The 19576-nt window shown below is 45.8% G+C and carries 12 protein-coding genes, 1 tRNA gene and 3 rRNA genes; 13 read left to right on the forward strand and 3 right to left on the reverse strand.

Features of this window, described 5'->3' with window-relative positions:
* Position 1 precedes the first annotated feature (1 nt).
* Complete coding sequence (locus M5X66_RS01860) at positions 2 to 1054, reverse strand: ABC transporter substrate-binding protein (RefSeq protein ID WP_036953578.1); 1053 nt, start codon at positions 1052 to 1054, stop codon at positions 2 to 4.
* A gap of 226 nt (positions 1055 to 1280) precedes the next feature.
* On the opposite strand from M5X66_RS01860, the gene nudC reads away from it, so the two are divergent.
* The 6 genes from nudC (at position 1281) to M5X66_RS01890 (ending at position 5877) form a co-directional block, all read left to right on the forward strand.
* A complete protein-coding gene (gene nudC / locus M5X66_RS01865; protein WP_036953575.1) occupies positions 1281 to 2069 on the forward strand; it encodes an NAD(+) diphosphatase in 789 nt (262 codons plus the stop codon).
* Positions 2070 to 2157: 88 nt separating this feature from the next.
* Positions 2158 to 3222: a uroporphyrinogen decarboxylase gene (hemE, locus tag M5X66_RS01870; RefSeq protein WP_154636981.1), complete on the forward strand. Its 1065-nt coding sequence runs from the start codon at positions 2158 to 2160 to the stop codon at positions 3220 to 3222.
* A gap of 133 nt (positions 3223 to 3355) precedes the next feature.
* Complete coding sequence (gene nfi / locus M5X66_RS01875; protein WP_154636980.1) at positions 3356 to 4027, forward strand: deoxyribonuclease V; 672 nt, start codon at positions 3356 to 3358, stop codon at positions 4025 to 4027.
* A 74-nt stretch (positions 4028 to 4101) separates the two neighbouring features.
* Positions 4102 to 4689: a YjaG family protein gene (locus M5X66_RS01880; RefSeq protein ID WP_036953566.1), complete on the forward strand. Its 588-nt coding sequence runs from the start codon at positions 4102 to 4104 to the stop codon at positions 4687 to 4689.
* Positions 4690 to 4888: 199 nt separating this feature from the next.
* On the forward strand, positions 4889 to 5161 hold the full coding sequence (locus tag M5X66_RS01885) for an HU family DNA-binding protein (RefSeq protein WP_006657071.1): 273 nt from the start codon (positions 4889 to 4891) through the stop codon (positions 5159 to 5161).
* Positions 5162 to 5193: 32 nt separating this feature from the next.
* Complete coding sequence (locus tag M5X66_RS01890) at positions 5194 to 5877, forward strand: DUF1481 domain-containing protein (protein ID WP_080675654.1); 684 nt, start codon at positions 5194 to 5196, stop codon at positions 5875 to 5877.
* A gap of 268 nt (positions 5878 to 6145) precedes the next feature.
* On the opposite strand, the gene purD is transcribed toward M5X66_RS01890, so the two are convergent.
* Together purD and purH are read right to left on the reverse strand one after the other, a co-directional pair.
* On the reverse strand, positions 6146 to 7432 hold the full coding sequence (gene purD, locus M5X66_RS01895; protein ID WP_154599615.1) for a phosphoribosylamine--glycine ligase: 1287 nt from the start codon (positions 7430 to 7432) through the stop codon (positions 6146 to 6148).
* A gap of 15 nt (positions 7433 to 7447) precedes the next feature.
* Positions 7448 to 9037 carry a bifunctional phosphoribosylaminoimidazolecarboxamide formyltransferase/IMP cyclohydrolase gene (purH, locus tag M5X66_RS01900; RefSeq protein ID WP_154636979.1) on the reverse strand — a complete coding sequence of 530 codons (1590 nt, stop codon included), beginning with the start codon at positions 9035 to 9037 and terminating at the stop codon, positions 7448 to 7450.
* A 642-nt stretch (positions 9038 to 9679) separates the two neighbouring features.
* On the opposite strand from purH, the gene M5X66_RS01905 reads away from it, so the two are divergent.
* The 7 genes from M5X66_RS01905 (at position 9680) to aceA (ending at position 19500) form a co-directional block, all read left to right on the forward strand.
* Positions 9680 to 11219, forward strand: a 16S ribosomal RNA gene (locus tag M5X66_RS01905).
* Positions 11220 to 11304: 85 nt separating this feature from the next.
* Positions 11305 to 11380 (forward strand) — tRNA-Glu (locus M5X66_RS01910).
* Between the two features lie 226 nt (positions 11381 to 11606).
* A 23S ribosomal RNA gene (locus M5X66_RS01915) occupies positions 11607 to 14512 on the forward strand.
* Positions 14513 to 14651: 139 nt separating this feature from the next.
* A 5S ribosomal RNA gene (rrf, locus tag M5X66_RS01920) occupies positions 14652 to 14767 on the forward strand.
* Together the 16S, 23S and 5S rRNA genes with 1 tRNA gene alongside form the textbook arrangement of a ribosomal RNA operon.
* Before the next feature lie 464 nt (positions 14768 to 15231).
* A complete protein-coding gene (gene metA / locus M5X66_RS01925; protein ID WP_270103830.1) occupies positions 15232 to 16161 on the forward strand; it encodes a homoserine O-acetyltransferase MetA in 930 nt (309 codons plus the stop codon).
* A 364-nt stretch (positions 16162 to 16525) separates the two neighbouring features.
* Positions 16526 to 18124, forward strand: coding sequence for a malate synthase A (aceB, locus tag M5X66_RS01930; RefSeq protein WP_154599669.1), 1599 nt, complete (start codon positions 16526 to 16528; stop codon positions 18122 to 18124).
* A 68-nt stretch (positions 18125 to 18192) separates the two neighbouring features.
* Positions 18193 to 19500 (forward strand): isocitrate lyase, encoded by a 1308-nt coding sequence (aceA, locus tag M5X66_RS01935; protein WP_036955448.1) that lies wholly within the window; start codon positions 18193 to 18195, stop codon positions 19498 to 19500.
* Positions 19501 to 19576: the final 76 nt, after the last annotated feature.

The raw sequence follows: 19576 nt of genomic DNA on the forward strand, positions 1-19576 counted from the left end.
ATTATTGCTGGTGAATTAATACTTGCTGCTGCCACATTTTCGGTAAGTTGCGTGATGACTTTTCCCAGCCTTGCGCATCTTTAATCGGGTGAACATTTTTGTATTGCTCATCTGGCAGTAATTTGGCTTGGATATCCGCAGGCAGTGTCAGGTATTGAGCACGAATTGGGCGCGCATAACCTTCTGCAAGGTTGATTTGCCCTTTATCACTGAAGATAAATTCGCGGGCTAATTTCGCGGCATTTGGGTTTTTAGCAAACTTATTGATGATAGTGGTATAGCCGGAGATAACGCTGCCATCGGATGGGATCACTACGATAAAGCGGTCGCGGTTTATTTGGTCACGGTAGTTCAGTGCGTTGAAGTCCCATAAAATGCCCACTTCCACTTCGCCTTTTTCGATGTTGGCAACGGTTGGGTCATTGACGGATAAACGTTTCTGTTTCGCTAATTCGCCAAAGAATTCAATGGCAGGCTTCAGGTTATTTTCATCACCACCACGTGCAAAAGCGGCTGCTAATACGGCGTTGTTGGCTTGTGCGGCAATGCCCACATCCCCAACGGTGACTTTATATTTTCCTTTAAGTAAATCATCCCAGCTTTTTGGTGCGTCTTTAACTAAGTCTTTATTGATCATAAACGCGATCGTGCCAGTGTAAGCTAATGCCCAGTGGCCGTCTTTGTCTTTTGCCCAATCAGGCACTTGTGACCAAGTGGTCGGTTTGTACGGCTGAGTGACCCCTTTTTGTACTGCAACCGGACCAAATGACGCGCCGACATCACCGATATCTGCGGTAGCGTTATTTTTCTCAGCGGCAAATTTTGCAATTTCCTGCGCAGAGCTCATGTCCGTATCTTGATGCTTTAAACCGTATTCTGTCGATAAATCCTGCCATGTGCCTTTCCAGTTTGCCCATGTATCAGGCATCCCGACGCTATAAACTTGGCCTTCTTTCTTTGCAGCTTCGATAAGTTGTGTTAAATCGCTGTCAGCCGCAAATGCCATTTGAGAAGTGCTGAGTGACAGTAAAATTGCAGGTACGATAGCTTTCATCTTGTTTCTCTCTATAAGAGTCGCCGTATTGGTTAGTTGGCATGCTAATTATTCGAGATGACAATGAATTGACAGTTGTGTGACACTTTTTAGATGCTGTGACGTTTAAATGTCTAAAAAGTGTCAAAATAATGAAAGGGTAGTGACGAATCAAACGGTTGTATGACAATCTATAAAACAAGCGTATCTTTAACCGCAACTCAGCGTGCTGACATAGAGAAACAGAATGAATAAACACACATTAGCAGGAACCGAAAGCGGCTGGTGGTTTGTCTGCTTTGCGGGGCGGTTGTGGCTGCCCCAAGGTGATGTACCTAAAGGTGCTGCACAGCAATTTGGATTAACGGGGAAACTAGCCACTCCCATAGGTGAGTGGCAAGGGGAAATTGTCTGGCTGATTGCTGAAAAAATGCCATCAGATATGGCTTCCCCTCGCGTGGTCGCTTCCCAAGATGAAGGGCTATTTCGTTTAGCTGGACGGGGTGTACAACTCGCGGAATTTTATCGTTCTCATCGTTACTGTGGTTATTGCGGAACGGCGATGCGCCATAGTTCAACGGAATGGGCGTGTTTGTGCGACCACTGCCATGAACGTTATTATCCACAAATTGCCCCATGTATTATCGTTGGTATTCGCCGCGATGATCATATTTTGCTGGCACAACATCGTCGCCATTCACAAAATCCGCTGTTCACGGTGTTAGCAGGGTTTGTGGAAGTGGGGGAAACCTTAGAAGAGGCGGTGGCTCGCGAAGTGATGGAGGAGAGCCATATAAAAGTGCGCAATATTCGTTATGTCTCTTCCCAGCCTTGGCCATTCCCACACTCACTGATGATGGGCTTTTTAGCTGATTATGATAGTGGGGACATTCAAGTGGATCCTAAAGAGTTAGTGAGCGCTAACTGGTATCACTATAATGATCTGCCGCTGATCCCACCGGGAGATACGATTGCTCGGCGATTAATTGAAGATAGTGTGGTGTTATGTCGTCAATTTGATGAAGATAACCACTAATTGCGCTGGCGCTGATATTGTTTCCCTTTGCTGGTATAATATGGCGCCTTAGCCATTTGCGGCGGCCACAATAATAATGGAGTAAATAATGACTGAGTTGAAAAATGACCGCTATCTACGTGCGTTGCTACGTCAGCCTGTAGATGTGACCCCAGTATGGATGATGCGTCAAGCCGGGCGTTACCTACCAGAATACAAAGCGACCCGCGCAGAAGCTGGTGATTTTATTGCTTTATGCAAAAATACTGAGTTAGCGTGCGAAGTCACGTTACAGCCACTTCGTCGTTTTCCATTAGACGCCGCAATTTTATTCTCAGATATTCTGACCATCCCCGATGCAATGGGGCTGGGTCTTTATTTTGAAACGGGAGAAGGTCCTCGTTTTGAAAGACCAGTAGCAAGCGCTGCCGATGTTAAAAATATCTCAATTCCCGATCCAGAAATGGAACTGGGCTACGTGATGGACGCAGTTCGTGCCATCCGTAAAGCCTTAAATGGTGATGTACCACTGATTGGTTTCTCGGGTAGCCCGTGGACATTAGCGACCTATATGGTTGAAGGTGGTAGCAGCAAAGCGTTCACTAAAATCAAAAAAATGATGTATGAAGATCCAAATACGCTGCATTTACTGCTGGATAAGCTGGCAGATAGCGTGATTTTGTATCTGAATGCTCAAGTGCGCGCAGGCGCTCAATCCCTGATGATTTTCGATACGTGGGGCGGCGTGCTGACTAAGCGTGATTATCTGGAATTCTCCTTGCGCTACATGCACAAAATTGTTGATGGCTTAATTCGTGAAAATGACGGTCGTCGTGTGCCTGTGACCCTGTTTACCAAAGGTGGCGGGCAGTGGTTAGAAGAGATGGCGGCAACAGGCTGTGATGCGCTAGGTTTGGATTGGACGACCGAAATTGCGGATGCTCGTCGTCGCGTTGGTGACAAAGTTGCGCTGCAAGGCAATATGGATCCTTCAATGTTATATGCACCACCTGCGCGTATTGAACAAGAAGTGCAGCACATTTTAGCAGGTTTTGGTCAAGGTGAAGGGCATGTCTTCAATTTAGGTCATGGTATTCATCAAGATGTGGCGCCTGAACATGCGGGTGCGTTTGTGGACGCGGTTCACCGTTTCTCTCGTCAATATCATCAGTAGCCGCCAAGGCATAATCGAGGTAGAACGTGGTGTTTTATCTCGATTTGAACCTCTCAATGTGTGGTGTATTTACAGGATCTTGTAAGTACATCATTATCATCTATGATTAATCCTTATTAATAATGGTTCCGTGATGGCAATTGATACTCAGCAGTTGCGACAACAGCAGGTAGAGCTAGCTCAACAAGTCATTCTGAATGATGAATTTGTCCCGCCGCGTTTTATTGGTGGTGCGGATGTCGGTTTTGAGCAAGACGGTACCGTCACTCGCGCGGTGATTGTGGTGCTTTCATGGCCTGAGCTGCAATTGGTGGAGTATCAAATAGCACGGATCCCAACTCAGTTACCCTATATACCCGGGTTGCTCTCGTTTCGTGAAGTCCCAGGGTTAATGGCTGCGTGGGAAAAAATCCAACAAAAGCCCGACTTAGTGCTGGTTGACGGTCAAGGTATTGCTCATCCGCGGCGTTTTGGTGTGGCTTGCCATTTCGGATTGTTGGCCGATGTCGCAACGATAGGGGTAGCAAAAAGCCGTTTATGTGGTGATGATGTTGAACTCAATGTTGAACCTGAAAGCGTCGAAATGTTGAAAGTGGCTCAAGAGCAATTAGGATGGGTTTATCGCAGTAAGAAACGCTGTAATCCTTTATATCTTTCTCCGGGTCACAAAGTCAGTTTTATTTCCTCGCTAGAGTGGGTAAAACGGTGTATTCAGGGGTATAGATTGCCAGAACCGACCCGTTTTGCTGATGGAATCGCTTCGAATCGCACATTTTTTAAGCGAATGAATGAGAAAATTGGCTAATTATCAGCAAAATATGTGGCATTGGCAGATTTTCAGGTAAACTGCGAAGTATTGAGATTGATGAGTCAGAAATTATGTTAAGAAATCCTATTCATTTGAGGTTAGAGAAACTAGAAAGCTGGCAGCATATGACCTTCATGGCATCCCTGTGCGAGAGAATGTATCCTAATTATCAAATGTTTTGCCAGCAAACTGAATTTGCTGATGCGAAGGTTTATCGTGCCATCCTTGATTTAGTTTGGGAAACCTTGGTTATCAAAGATAGCAAAGTCAATTTCGACAATCAGTTAGAGAAGTTAGAAGAAATTATTCCAGTCGCCGATGACTTCGATATGTACGGTGTTTATCCCGCTATCGACGCTTGTATTGCTTTAGGTGAACTCATTCATGCAAAACTGAGTGGTGAAACCCTTGAGCACGCAATCTTAGTCAGTGAAGCATCGATTCGTACTGTTGCTATGCTTGAAATGACCCAAGCAGGGCGTGAAATGACCGATGAAGAGCTAAAAGTGGTGCCTGCTGTGGAAGAAGAGTGGGACATTCAATGGGATATTTTCCGCTTATTAGCCGCTTGCGAAGAACGAGACTTAGAGTTAATTAAAGGATTAAAATCTGACCTCCGCGAAGCGGGTGTCAGCAATATCGGCATTACTGTCGCGTAAATTTTGCACTTTTAAGTGCGAAAACGTGACTTAAAGCAGTAATGCTGTGTACTAAGACTTCACATTTACCCCTACTCTGTTCTACATTTAGGGGCGAGAAGAAGTGGCTATCGGGGGCGTGTATCAGGGGCTGTCTATCTGGCATATCCGACGCACTCGATGCTTTGCAAACGATAAACACACTGTGTAAGGATAATTTATGAACAAGACTGAATTAGTTGATGCTATCGCAGAATCAGCAGATCTGACTAAAACTCAAGCTAAAGCAGCTTTAGAAGCAACTCTGAGCGCAATTTCAGATTCTCTGAAAAGCGGCGAAGCAGTACAACTGGTCGGTTTCGGTACTTTTAAAGTTAGCCACCGTGCAGCTCGTACCGGTCGTAACCCACAAACTAAAGCAGAAATCCAAATTCCTGCAACAACTGTACCAGCATTCTCTGCCGGTAAAGCACTGAAAGACGCTGTAAAATAAGTACATTGTCTACGAGAATTATCAGAGGGGGTATGAAGTTACCCCTTTTGTTTATTCGCCAAAGGTTGCTGGTGTTGGGAGCAGTCTCAATACTAAGCGCCTGTTCTTCTAATTCGCCTCGACTCCCTGAGTTTAGTGCCAGCGGATTTATTGCCGATGAAGGCGTAATCCGAATGTGGAGACTGAATGATGCGAAGAGTCAGCCGTTGGTCTTAATGGTGGTGTATAGCCCCTATAAAAGAACCGACACCTCCGTCAATTTCTTCGAATATCGTGATGGTAAATTGTGGCAGATCCGCAGCCAAGTCCTCAATCAAGGGGATAACAACATCACTGAACAACTGCGCTTTAGTAAAGATAATGAAATTGTGTTTATGCAGCGCGCGCAAAATAATATCAAAACCCCGCTTTCCTCTGATGAAATTAACCGCTGGCGTTTTGAAGCTGACCGTATCCTGAATATCAATACCGCGTTGATAGTGGGTGGTGTAGAACTACATCAAGGGTATTGGAAGCAAGGTAAAATCACCACTTGTGATGGTGAAAAGCGCGATGTTACTTTCGAACCGTATGCACAGAAATGGCTAGATGATAGAGCCAAAGTCTGGACGAAAGAGCTGAATTTGGCGTGGTTGGAGTCGCCAGAGGGCACTCAGCTTTTGATGGTGGCGGATACCAACTTCTGCAATTGGCAACCTAGTAAAGATTCTTTGTAGGTCACCGCTCGTCGTCTTTCGAACCACAGCTGTATTGCTACGTTCGTTCACCCTAGTCACATACTTATGTATGCTCCTAGAGATTCTCTCTCTTGCAGCTTTGCTGTGATTCGAAATACTTAGAGCCATTGGCGGTGTGAAGGTCAAAGGCAAAACAAGTTCAAAAAATAAAAAGATAGAAAGATAGAAAGATAGAAAGATAGAAAGATAGGCAATAAAAAAGCTGATAAAAGTTTCCTCTTATCAGCTTTGGGATTATTTGTTTCTATTACTTAATGCGGGCGATAGCGCGGTAGCCGATATCGTTGCGATAGAAGCTGTCGGACCAATTGATGGTTTTGGCAACTTCGTATGCTTTAGCTTGAGCTTTTGCGATGTCGTTACCTAATGCAGTGACACACAGAACGCGACCACCGGCAGTGACGACTTCGCCTGCTTGGTTGAGCTTGGTACCTGCGTGGAACACTTTGCTATCAGCGGCTTCTGACGTTGGTAGACCCGAAATTACATCGCCATTGCGATAATCACCTGGATATCCCCCTGCCGCAATCACGACGCCGAGCGCTGGACGTTCATCCCAAAGAGAATCTTTACCTGCGAGTTCGCCTTTAGCACCCGCTAAACACAGAGCGACTAAATCAGATTGTAAGCGCATCATAATTGGCTGAGTTTCTGGATCGCCAAAACGGCAGTTAAATTCGATGACTTTCGGGTTACCCGCTTTATCAATCATCAAACCTGCATATAAGAAACCTTGATAACGGTTCCCTTCTTGATCCATCCCTTTAACGGTTGGATAAATGACTTGCTCCATGACACGTTGATGAACCGTATCTGTCACCACTGGCGCAGGTGAATATGCACCCATACCGCCAGTGTTTAACCCAGTATCACCATCGCCAACACGTTTATGATCTTGGCTAGTTGCCATCGGAATGACATTCTCACCATCCACCATGACGATGAAACTCGCTTCTTCGCCATCAAGGAACTCTTCGATAACGATACGATGACCGGCATCACCGAATGCATTGCCAGCCAGCATATCATGGACGGCATCTTTGGCTTCTTGCAGCGTCATTGCCACAATCACGCCTTTACCAGCAGCCAAACCATCAGCCTTGATAACGATAGGTGCGCCAACTTTATCTAAATAAGCCAAAGCAGGCTCAATTTCAGTAAAGTTTTCATAAGCTGCGGTCGGAATCTTGTGACGCGCTAAGAAATCTTTGGTGAACGCTTTCGAGCCTTCTAACTGCGCAGCACCTTGAGTTGGTCCAAAAATGGTTAAACCAGCTTGTTTGAATGCATCGACCACACCGATAACTAATGGTGCTTCTGGACCTACGATGGTTAGACCGATTTGTTTGTCTTTGGCAAATTGCAGTAAGCCATCAATGTCAGTTGCTGAGATATCGACATTTTCCAGTGCAGGTTCCAGTGCAGTACCCGCGTTACCCGGCGCAACATACACTTTATCTGCTAATGGAGATTGTGCGGCTTTCCATGCTAAAGCGTGCTCGCGACCGCCACCACCAATAATCAGTATATTCATAGAAACCCCTAGCAATTAGTGACGGAAGTGACGCATGTTAGTAAAGATCATTGCGATGCCATGTTCATTGGCAGCGGCAATCACTTCATCATCACGAATAGATCCACCTGGTTGAATAACGCAAGTAACACCTACAGAAGCAGCAGCATCGATGCCATCACGGAATGGGAAGAATGCATCGGATGCCATTGCACAACCAGCAACTTCTAAACCTTCATCAGCAGCTTTGATCCCCGCAATCTTAGCAGAGTACACGCGGCTCATTTGTCCTGCACCAATACCGATGGTCATGTCGTTCTTCGAATAAACAATCGCATTTGATTTCACGAATTTCGCCACTTTCCAGCAGAACAGCGCATCTTTTAACTCACGTTCCGTAGGTTGGCGTGTGGTTACGACGCGTAAATCTTCCGCTTCGACCATACCTAAGTCACGATCTTGAACCAGTAAACCTCCATTCACGCGTTTGAAATCTAAACCTGCAACAGGTTTGCTCCACTCACCACATACTAGAACACGCACGTTTTGCTTGGTAGATAAGGAAGGTAACGCGTCTTCAGCAATAGAAGGGGCAATGATCACTTCAACAAATTGGCGTTCAATGATGGCTTCTGCGGTGGCTTTATCTAATTGACGGTTAAAAGCAATGATGCCGCCGAATGCAGAGGTTGGGTCAGTCTTGAATGCTTTATCATAAGCGGCATGGATATTGTCACCAATGGCAACACCACAAGGGTTAGCATGCTTAACAATAACACAAGCTGGCTCATCAAAGGATTTTACACATTCCAGAGCTGCATCGGTGTCTGCGATATTATTATAAGAAAGCGCTTTACCTTGAATTTGGTTCGCAGTGGCAATCGACGCTTCTTTTGGACTTTCTTCTATATAGAAAGCCGCATCTTGATGGCTGTTTTCGCCATAGCGCATATCTTGCTTCTTAATGAAGTTTAAATTCAGGGTACGAGGAAAACGACCTGATGGCTGAGTAGTATCACCATGATATGGGGCAACCAGTTCGCCAAAGTAGTTGGCAATCATGCTGTCATAAGCTGCTGTGTGCTCGAACGCTTTGATAGCTAAGTCAAAGCGTGTTGACCAATTCAGCGAATTTTCGTGGTTATCCATCTCTTCGATGATTTTGTCATAGTCATTACTGTTAACCACGATAGCCACGTCTTTATGGTTCTTCGCTGCGGAGCGAACCATGGTTGGACCGCCAATATCAATATTCTCAACGGCGTCTTCTAATGTGCAATTTGGTTTTGCGACGGTTTGAGCAAATGGATAAAGGTTCACAACCACCATATCAATAGGTGCAATGTCATGCTGCTGCATGATGGCATCATCTTTACCGCGACGACCTAAGATCCCACCGTGAACTTTCGGGTGCAGAGTCTTAACGCGACCATCCATCATTTCAGGAAAACCTGTGTAATCTGAAACTTCAGTGACCTTAAGGCCTTGCTCTGCTAGTAATTTAGCGGTTCCACCGGTAGAAAGCAGTTCAACACCACGGTGAGAAAGCGCCTTAGCGAATTCAACAACCCCTGTTTTATCAGACACACTAAGCAGGGCACGGCGAATAGGACGAAGCTGTTGCATGAGATAGATCCCTTGGATTTGGATAAAGAAGCAATATCTATATATAAGTCACTAACAATTTCAGAGCATCAAAATAAAATCAATGCCGAATTTTCGCGCTAATTGTAGCGCAAACGTTTGCGTAATGCGCGAACTATTTTCACTATTTTTTCAGTCTGTGGATAAATCTGTGTGTAAGTGGGTATAAATAGGGGTTTTGCTGTGGAATGCAGCAGTTGAACTAAAAACCGTAAAAAATCTTAAAAAAAGGGTTGCAGGATTTCTGCGACTCCCTATAATGCGCATCCACTGACCGGGAACAAGCCAACGCAAAGCGCGATGGACACTGAATCGGCAGCGAGAGAATCTGAAAAGATTAAGTAAAAAAATACTTGACTCTCAATGAGGAAAGCGTAATATACGCCACCTCGCGACAACGACCTAAGTTGATAAAAACTGAGTCGAATTTCTCAAGAAATGTCGCACCGCTCTTTAACAATTTATCAGACAATCTGTGTGGGCACTCACAGGACACTATCAAAAAATATTTGATTTTAAGTCTTGAAGAGTGACTAACACGTTAATTCATATATATGAACTAATAGGTAATTTGGTTTCTTCGGAAATCAAACGACAGTAACATTCTTTGAGCATCAAGCTTTTTAATTGAAGAGTTTGATCATGGCTCAGATTGAACGCTGGCGGCAGGCCTAACACATGCAAGTCGAGCGGTAACAGGGGAAGCTTGCTTCTCGCTGACGAGCGGCGGACGGGTGAGTAATGTATGGGGATCTGCCCGATAGAGGGGGATAACTACTGGAAACGGTAGCTAATACCGCATAATCTCTTAGGAGCAAAGCAGGGGAACTTCGGTCCTTGCGCTATCGGATGAACCCATATGGGATTAGCTAGTTGGTGAGGTAATGGCTCACCAAGGCGACGATCCCTAGCTGGTCTGAGAGGATGATCAGCCACACTGGGACTGAGACACGGCCCAGACTCCTACGGGAGGCAGCAGTGGGGAATATTGCACAATGGGCGCAAGACTGATGCAGCCATGCCGCGTGTATGAAGAAGGCCTTAGGGTTGTAAAGTACTTTCAGTTGGGAGGAAGGCGCTGATGCTAATATCATCAGCGATTGACGTTACCAACAGAAGAAGCACCGGCTAACTCCGTGCCAGCAGCCGCGGTAATACGGAGGGTGCAAGCGTTAATCGGAATTACTGGGCGTAAAGCGCACGCAGGCGGTTGATTAAGTTAGATGTGAAATCCCCGGGCTTAACCTGGGAATGGCATCTAAGACTGGTCAGCTAGAGTCTTGTAGAGGGGGGTAGAATTCCATGTGTAGCGGTGAAATGCGTAGAGATGTGGAGGAATACCGGTGGCGAAGGCGGCCCCCTGGACAAAGACTGACGCTCAGGTGCGAAAGCGTGGGGAGCAAACAGGATTAGATACCCTGGTAGTCCACGCTGTAAACGATGTCGATTTGGAGGTTGTTCCCTTGAGGAGTGGCTTCCGGAGCTAACGCGTTAAATCGACCGCCTGGGGAGTACGGCCGCAAGGTTAAAACTCAAATGAATTGACGGGGGCCCGCACAAGCGGTGGAGCATGTGGTTTAATTCGATGCAACGCGAAGAACCTTACCTACTCTTGACATCCAGAGAACTTAGCAGAGATGCTTTGGTGCCTTCGGGAACTCTGAGACAGGTGCTGCATGGCTGTCGTCAGCTCGTGTTGTGAAATGTTGGGTTAAGTCCCGCAACGAGCGCAACCCTTATCCTTTGTTGCCAGCGATTCGGTCGGGAACTCAAAGGAGACTGCCGGTGATAAACCGGAGGAAGGTGGGGATGACGTCAAGTCATCATGGCCCTTACGAGTAGGGCTACACACGTGCTACAATGGCGTATACAAAGAGAAGCGACCTCGCGAGAGCAAGCGGAACTCATAAAGTACGTCGTAGTCCGGATTGGAGTCTGCAACTCGACTCCATGAAGTCGGAATCGCTAGTAATCGTAGATCAGAATGCTACGGTGAATACGTTCCCGGGCCTTGTACACACCGCCCGTCACACCATGGGAGTGGGTTGCAAAAGAAGTAGGTAGCTTAACCTTCGGGAGGGCGCTTACCACTTTGTGATTCATGACTGGGGTGAAGTCGTAACAAGGTAACCGTAGGGGAACCTGCGGTTGGATCACCTCCTTACCATTGAAGTGTTTTTGTGAAGTGCTCACACAGATTGTCTGATAGAAAGTAGAGCAAAAAGCGCGTCTGCGAAGCTGACTGTAGTGTCCCCTTCGTCTAGAGGCCTAGGACACCGCCCTTTCACGGCGGTAACAGGGGTTCGAATCCCCTAGGGGACGCCAATTGCGCGGAGAATGAGTGAAAGACGTTCCCCAAAAATAATGATTAAGCCAATTACGTTGTAGTTGGTTTAACAATTATGCTCTTTAACAATCTGGAACAAGCTGAAAATTGAAAACAACGCACATTGTTTATCGCTTAAACAATGTGAGAGTCTCTCAAAAATCTCAACGTGAATGTGTTCAATTGACCGTCGGGTCAGTTGGTAAAGACACCTTCGGGTTGTGAGGTTAAGCGACTAAGCGTACACGGTGGATGCCTAGGCAATCAGAGGCGATGAAGGACGTGCTAATCTGCGATAAGCGTCGGTAAGGTGATATGAACCGTTATAACCGACGATTTCCGAATGGGGAAACCCAGTGCAATTCGTTGCACTATCGTTTGATGAATACATAGTCAAACGAAGCGAACCGAGGGAACTGAAACATCTCAGTACCTCGAGGAAAAGAAATCAACCGAGATTCCCCTAGTAGCGGCGAGCGAACGGGGAGCAGCCCAGAGTCTTAATCAGCATTAGCATCAGGAGAACGGTCTGGAAAGGCCGGCAGTAAAGGGTGATAGCCCCGTATCCGAAGGTGTTAGTGTTGTGAACTCGACGAGTAGGGCGGGACACGTGTTATCCTGTCTGAATATGGGGGGACCATCCTCCAAGGCTAAATACTCCTGATTGACCGATAGTGAACCAGTACCGTGAGGGAAAGGCGAAAAGAACCCCGGCGAGGGGAGTGAAATAGAACCTGAAACCGTGTACGTACAAGCAGTGGGAGCACCTTTATGGTGTGACTGCGTACCTTTTGTATAATGGGTCAGCGACTTATATTCTGTAGCAAGGTTAACCGTATAGGGGAGCCGTAGGGAAACCGAGTCTTAACTGGGCGAATGAGTTGCAGGGTATAGACCCGAAACCCGGTGATCTAGCCATGGGCAGGTTGAAGGTTGGGTAACACTAACTGGAGGACCGAACCGACTAATGTTGAAAAATTAGCGGATGACTTGTGGCTGGGGGTGAAAGGCCAATCAAACCGGGAGATAGCTGGTTCTCCCCGAAAGCTATTTAGGTAGCGCCTCGTGAACTCATCTTCGGGGGTAGAGCACTGTTTCGACTAGGGGGTCATCCCGACTTACCAACTCGATGCAAACTACGAATACCGAAGAATGTTATCACGGGAGACACACGGCGGGTGCTAACGTTCGTCGTGAAGAGGGAAACAACCCAGACCGCCAGCTAAGGTCCCAAAGTCATAGTTAAGTGGGAAACGAAGTGGGAAGGCTCAGACAGCCAGGATGTTGGCTTAGAAGCAGCCATCATTTAAAGAAAGCGTAATAGCTCACTGGTCGAGTCGGCCTGCGCGGAAGATGTAACGGGGCTAAACTATGCACCGAAGCTGCGGCAGCGATATGTAAATATTGTTGGGTAGGGGAGCGTTCTGTAAGCCTGTGAAGGTGTACTGTGAGGTATGCTGGAGGTATCAGAAGTGCGAATGCTGACATAAGTAACGATAATGCGGGTGAAAAACCCGCACGCCGGAAGACCAAGGGTTCCTGTCCAACGTTAATCGGGGCAGGGTGAGTCGACCCCTAAGGCGAGGCAGAAATGCGTAGTCGATGGGAAACGGGTTAATATTCCCGTACTGGTGATAATTGCGATGGGGGGACGGAGAAGGTTAGGCTGGCCGGGCGACGGTTGTCCCGGTTTAAGGATGTAGGCAGGTGAATTAGGCAAATCCGGTTCACTATATGCTGAGGTCTGATGACGAGTCACTACGGTGGCGAAGTAGCTCATACCCCGCTTCCAGGAAAAGCCTCTAAGCTCTAGATTATCATTAATCGTACCCCAAACCGACACAGGTGGTCAGGTAGAGAATACTCAGGCGCTTGAGAGAACTCGGGTGAAGGAACTAGGCAAAATGGTGCCGTAACTTCGGGAGAAGGCACGCTGGCATTAGGTGAAGTGATTTACTCATGGAGCTGAAGCCAGTCGCAGATACCAGCTGGCTGCAACTGTTTATTAAAAACACAGCACTGTGCAAACACGAAAGTGGACGTATACGGTGTGACGCCTGCCCGGTGCTGGAAGGTTAATTGATGGGGTTATCCGTAAGGAGAAGCTCTTGATCGAAGCCCCAGTAAACGGCGGCCGTAACTATAACGGTCCTAAGGTAGCGAAATTCCTTGTCGGGTAAGTTCCGACCTGCACGAATGGCGTAATGATGGCCAGGCTGTCTCCACCCGAGACTCAGTGAAATTGAACTCGCTGTGAAGATGCAGTGTACCCGCGGCAAGACGGAAAGACCCCGTGAACCTTTACTATAGCTTGACACTGAACATTGAGCCTTGATGTGTAGGATAGGTGGGAGGCTTTGAAGCGTGGACGCCAGTCTGCGTGGAGCCAACCTTGAAATACCACCCTTTAATGTTTGATGTTCTAACGTAGCCCCGTAATCCGGGGTGCGGACAGTGTCTGGTGGGTAGTTTGACTGGGGCGGTCTCCTCCCAAAGAGTAACGGAGGAGCACGAAGGTTGGCTAAGCATGGTCGGACATCATGCGGTTAGTGCAAAGGCATAAGCCAGCTTGACTGCGAGAGTGACGGCTCGAGCAGGTACGAAAGTAGGTCTTAGTGATCCGGTGGTTCTGTATGGAAGGGCCATCGCTCAACGGATAAAAGGTACTCCGGGGATAACAGGCTGATACCGCCCAAGAGTTCATATCGACGGCGGTGTTTGGCACCTCGATGTCGGCTCATCACATCCTGGGGCTGAAGTAGGTCCCAAGGGTACGGCTGTTCGCCGTTTAAAGTGGTACGCGAGCTGGGTTTAGAACGTCGTGAGACAGTTCGGTCCCTATCTGCCGTGGGCGTTGGAAGATTGAAAGGGGCTGCTCCTAGTACGAGAGGACCGGAGTGGACGCACCACTGGTGTTCGGGTTGTCATGCCAATGGCATTGCCCGGTAGCTAAGTGCGGAAGAGATAACCGCTGAAAGCATCTAAGCGGGAAACTTGCCTTGAGATGAGTCTTCCCTGACCCTTTAAGGGTCCTAAAGGAACGTTTAAGACTAAGACGTTGATAGGTTGGGTGTGTAAGCGTAGCGATACGTTGAGCTAACCAATACTAATGAACCGTGAGGCTTAACCTGACAACACCGAAGGTGTTTTCGAGATGAGAGATTAAGTTGATTTTCAAAGAAAGTGAGAAGCCGGAAGGTGGACACACAGCTTGTTCAGGATTGATATTCTGGTTTAAGAGAAAACTTAGACGGGAATAAACAGAATTTGTCTGGCGGCAATAGCGCGGTGGTCCCACCTGACCCCATGCCGAACTCAGTAGTGAAACGCCGTAGCGCCGATGGTAGTGTGGGGTCTCCCCATGTGAGAGTAGGGAACTGCCAGACATTAAATTAGCCGAGAAGCCACCCATTGGGTGGCTTTTTTGCGTTTTGGGGCCTAAAAAATAGGTGATAAAAGGCAAGATAGTCATCCTTTGAAGCGTGATTATCGAAACAGCCCCCTTCAGATCTCACTAATTTCGTTGTTCTTACTCTCTGGATGCCTGTATTTAAAGGCCACTATGCAAAAACTACCACCCAAAAATCATGATTCAAGAAATCATAAGTCTTAAAATCCTCTCTACTTCAGATCAAAAAAGTCTAAGCCATTTTAGCTATTAAGTTGTAATAAAAAGTCTGAATATCATTAAGTTACTAGTTTGCTAGACTTTTAATATTCCTAATACACCAACCATCGCTTGAAATTATTTCAACTTGCTTTGAAACGCTCGACAAGTAGAGTCACATTAGTTAGATTGTTTAGCATTCTAGAAGTCTAAACGTACAAAGTATATTTAAGGGGATGAACCATGCCAATTCGCCTGCCTGATGAGCTACCAGCAGTTAATTTCTTGCGTGAAGAAAATGTTTTTGTCATGACCACGACAAGAGCCAGCCTTCAGGAGATCCGTCCCTTGAAAGTACTGATACTGAACCTAATGCCGAAAAAAATTGAAACTGAAAACCAATTTTTACGGTTACTATCAAACACGCCATTGCAAGTCGATATCCAGCTTCTACGCATTGATCAGCGAGAATCTAAGAATACGCCAACTGAACACTTGAACAATTTTTACTGTGATTTTGAAGATATTAAACACCAAAATTTTGATGGATTAATTGTAACAGGTGCTCCGCTCGGCTTAGTTGAATTTGCTGACGTGTGTTATTGGGAACAAATAGAGCGGGTCATTGTATGGGCAAAAGAGCATGTGACTTCAACATTATTTGTTTGCTGGGCGGTTCAAGCTGCACTTAACGTATTGTATGATTTACCTAAATTAACCCGCAAAGAGAAACTCTCTGGCGTATATTCACACGAAACATTAGAGCCTTATGCGTTATTAACTCGCGGATTTGATGCTTCTTTTTATGCGCCGCATTCCCGTTATGCCGATTTCCCTGAAGACTATATTCGTCAGAACACAGACCTTGATATTTTAGCCAGCTCACCGGAAGCGGGAGCGTACTTATTTGCATCAAAAGATAAGCGTTTGGCCTTTGTCACGGGGCATCCTGAGTATGATGCGGAAACATTATCTCAAGAATATTGGCGTGATGTGGATGCCGGGATCACACCTGAATTACCGTGTAATTATTTCAAAAATGATGATCCGAATAATTCGCCGGAAGTTCGTTGGCGTAGTCATGGTCACTTGTTATTCTCCAATTGGCTGAATTATTATGTGTATCAGATCACACCATTCGATCTTACTCATATGGAACCAACATTAGATTAAAAAAACTCACTTAATGCCAGCTAACTGGTCATATCTCAGAATATAAGGCTGAGTAATCAAAATTATTTAGCCTTTAAATCAAAATTCCTCCCATTTTTTAGATGAATAAAAAATCAATTTTTGTCTGCTTACTCATTTTCTTTGTTCAAAAGAAAATTTCGACTTATACATAACTTCATGATTTAACTTATATTTAACATTTTATTTTTAGAGATAGAAATTAAGAACAAAATAATAAATTCATCTAATTACTTTATAATCAATATGATATGTTGATTATAAATTAAAATGGAAACCGTTTTTGATTTATTTGTTTTTTAAGTTTACTCTTAATTCATAGCCAGCCATGAATGAGGAAAAAACAATGGATCAGCAGTTATCTATTTCAGATTTAACCTTCAAGAAAGCATTTTCTCAGCAAGCAAAACAAATATTAAGTTCTGATTCTATTGGCTTTCTTTCTTATCTTGTCGAAGGTTTCTTGCCAAGAAGAGAGCAGCTACTCAAAGACAGAGTTCATCGTCAAAAAGAGATTGATGCAGGTGATTTACCTGATTTCATTATGGAATCTAATTCCATTAAAAATTCGGACTGGAAAATTCAAAATATTCCTGATGATTTACAAGATCGTCGCATAGAAATTACTGGGCCAGTTGATCGGAAAATGGTGATCAATGCATTGAATGCTAACGTAAAAGTATTTATGGCTGACTTTGAAGACTCTCTATCGCCATCATGGGAAAGATTGATCGACGGGCAAATTAACCTACGAGATGCGATCACTGGCGAAATCTCCTATACCAATGAAAATGGCAAAGTTTATCAGCTGAAATCTAACCCAGCCGTATTGATAGCTCGAGTGCGTGGACTGCATTTAGATGAAAAACATGTGCTTGTCGATAATCAACCGATCCCCGGTGGGCTATTTGATTTTGCTCTCTACTTTTTCAATAACTATCAGGCATTACTGGCGAAGGGTAGCGGTCCTTATTTCTATATTCCGAAACTGGAATCTTGGCAGGAGGCTCAGTGGTGGAGCGATGTATTTAGCGCTGCAGAAGATTATGTGGGCTTACCACGCGGCACTATCAAAGCCACGGTATTAATTGAAACACTCCCTGCGGTTTTCCAGATGGATGAAATTTTGTACCACATGCGTCATCACATTGTTGGGCTTAACTGTGGACGCTGGGACTACATTTTCAGCTATATCAAAACATTGAAAGAGCACGCTGACCGCGTTTTACCTGATAGGCAGTCGGTGACAATGACGCAGGAATTTCTAAGCGCCTATTCACGTTTGCTGATCAAAACCTGTCATCGTCGCGGAGCATTTGCGATGGGGGGAATGTCCGCCTTTATTCCAAGCAAAGATACGCAGGAAAATCAAGCCATTCTCGCCAAAGTTAAAGCGGACAAAGAGCTGGAGGCGCGCAATGGTCATGATGGTTCATGGATTGCACACCCAGGTTTGGCAGACACCGTCATGGCGGTTTTCAACGAAGCATTAGGTGAGCGAAAAAACCAGCTGAATATCCGACGTGAAAATGATGATGAAATTACAGCGCAGCAGCTACTAAAACCTTGTGAAGGCGAAAGAACCGAAGCGGGTATGCGTGCCAATATTCGAGTGGCGGTGCAATACATTGAAGCATGGATTTCAGGAAATGGCTGTGTGCCTATCTACGGTTTGATGGAGGATGCGGCGACGGCTGAAATTTCGCGGACATCAATTTGGCAGTGGATCCGTCATAGCAAATCACTATCGAACGGCATGAAAGTCACTAAAGAGTTATTTGAAGAGATGCTGGATGAAGAGTTGCAAGTCATCCAGAAAGAGCTTGGCGACCATCGTTTTCAAAGTGGGCGATTCAAAGAAGCTAGTGAGTTGATGCGCCGAATCACAACCCAAGATGAATTGATCGAGTTCTTAACTATACCGGGCTACCAATTGCTTGATTAGCCAACTTGAAGAATAGAGATAGCACTCAATTACCCTACAAAGACAGATAACAAGAAAGGATGTAAATCATGACAACATCGCGCTTAGAACAGATTGCTCAATTGGAAAATGAGTGGAAAAAACCACGCTGGAAAGGCATCACGCGCCCATATACGGCGGAAGAAGTGATCAAATTACGTGGCTCGGTCAACCCTGAGCATACATTAGCTCGTAAAGGTGCTGAACGCTTTTGGGCACAGCTGAATGGCGGCGCGAAGAAAGGCTATGTAAATGCATTAGGTGCATTAACTGGCGGGCAAGCATTGCAACAAGCAAAAGCGGGGATTGAAGCTGTTTATCTCTCTGGCTGGCAGGTTGCGGCAGATGCGAACTCGGCATCCAGCATGTACCCTGACCAATCACTCTATCCTGTAGACTCAGTGCCTAACGTGGTTCAGCGGATCAACAACACATTCCGTCGTGCGGATCAAATTCAGTGGGCGAATGGCATTGGTCCCGATAATAAAGAATATATTGATTTCTTTTTACCTATCGTCGCGGATGCAGAGGCTGGCTTTGGTGGGGTTCTGAATGCGTTTGAATTGATGAAGCATATGATTGAAGCGGGCGCAGCGGCGGTGCACTTTGAGGATCAATTGGCGGCAGTGAAAAAATGTGGCCATATGGGCGGGAAAGTCTTAGTTCCAACCCAAGAAGCAATTCAAAAATTAGTTGCAGCACGCTTAGCGGCGGATGTTTCAGGTGTTCCTACTATCTTGGTTGCTAGAACGGATGCGGACGCTGCTGATTTACTAACATCAGATTGTGACCCTTATGATGAGCCATTTATCACTGGTGAGCGTACGACCGAAGGCTTCTTCCGTACCACGGCAGGGATAGAGCAAGCGATTAGCCGAGGCTTAGCTTATGCCCCTTATGCTGATTTAGTTTGGTGTGAAACCTCCAAGCCAGATCTGGAAGCTGCGCGCCAATTTGCTGAGGCAATTCACGCTAAATTTCCAGGAAAATTACTGGCTTATAATTGTTCACCTTCATTTAATTGGAAGAAAAATTTGGACGACAGCACCATTGCTCGTTTCCAACAAGAGTTGTCAGATATGGGCTATCGCTTCCAGTTTATTACCTTGGCGGGGATTCACAGCATGTGGTTCAACATGTTTGACCTTGCCCACGCCTATGCGCAAGGCGAGGGAATGAAACACTATGTTGATAAAGTACAGGAATGTGAATTCGCCGCTATCAATAAAGGCTATACCTTCTCTTCTCATCAGCAAGAAGTGGGAACTGGCTATTTTGATAAGGTGACAACGGTGATTCAAGGGGGGAGCTCTTCAGTCACGGCATTAACAGGTTCGACTGAAGAAGAGCAATTCTAATCGGGGAGAAATATACGGTTCCTATTGCTCGGTGTATGTGTGTTGACATAAGTGTATCTTTTGAGTTTTCAGGCAC

It is taken from the genome of Providencia sp. PROV188, from assembly GCF_027595165.1.
GTDB lineage: Bacteria > Pseudomonadota > Gammaproteobacteria > Enterobacterales > Enterobacteriaceae > Providencia > Providencia lanzhouensis.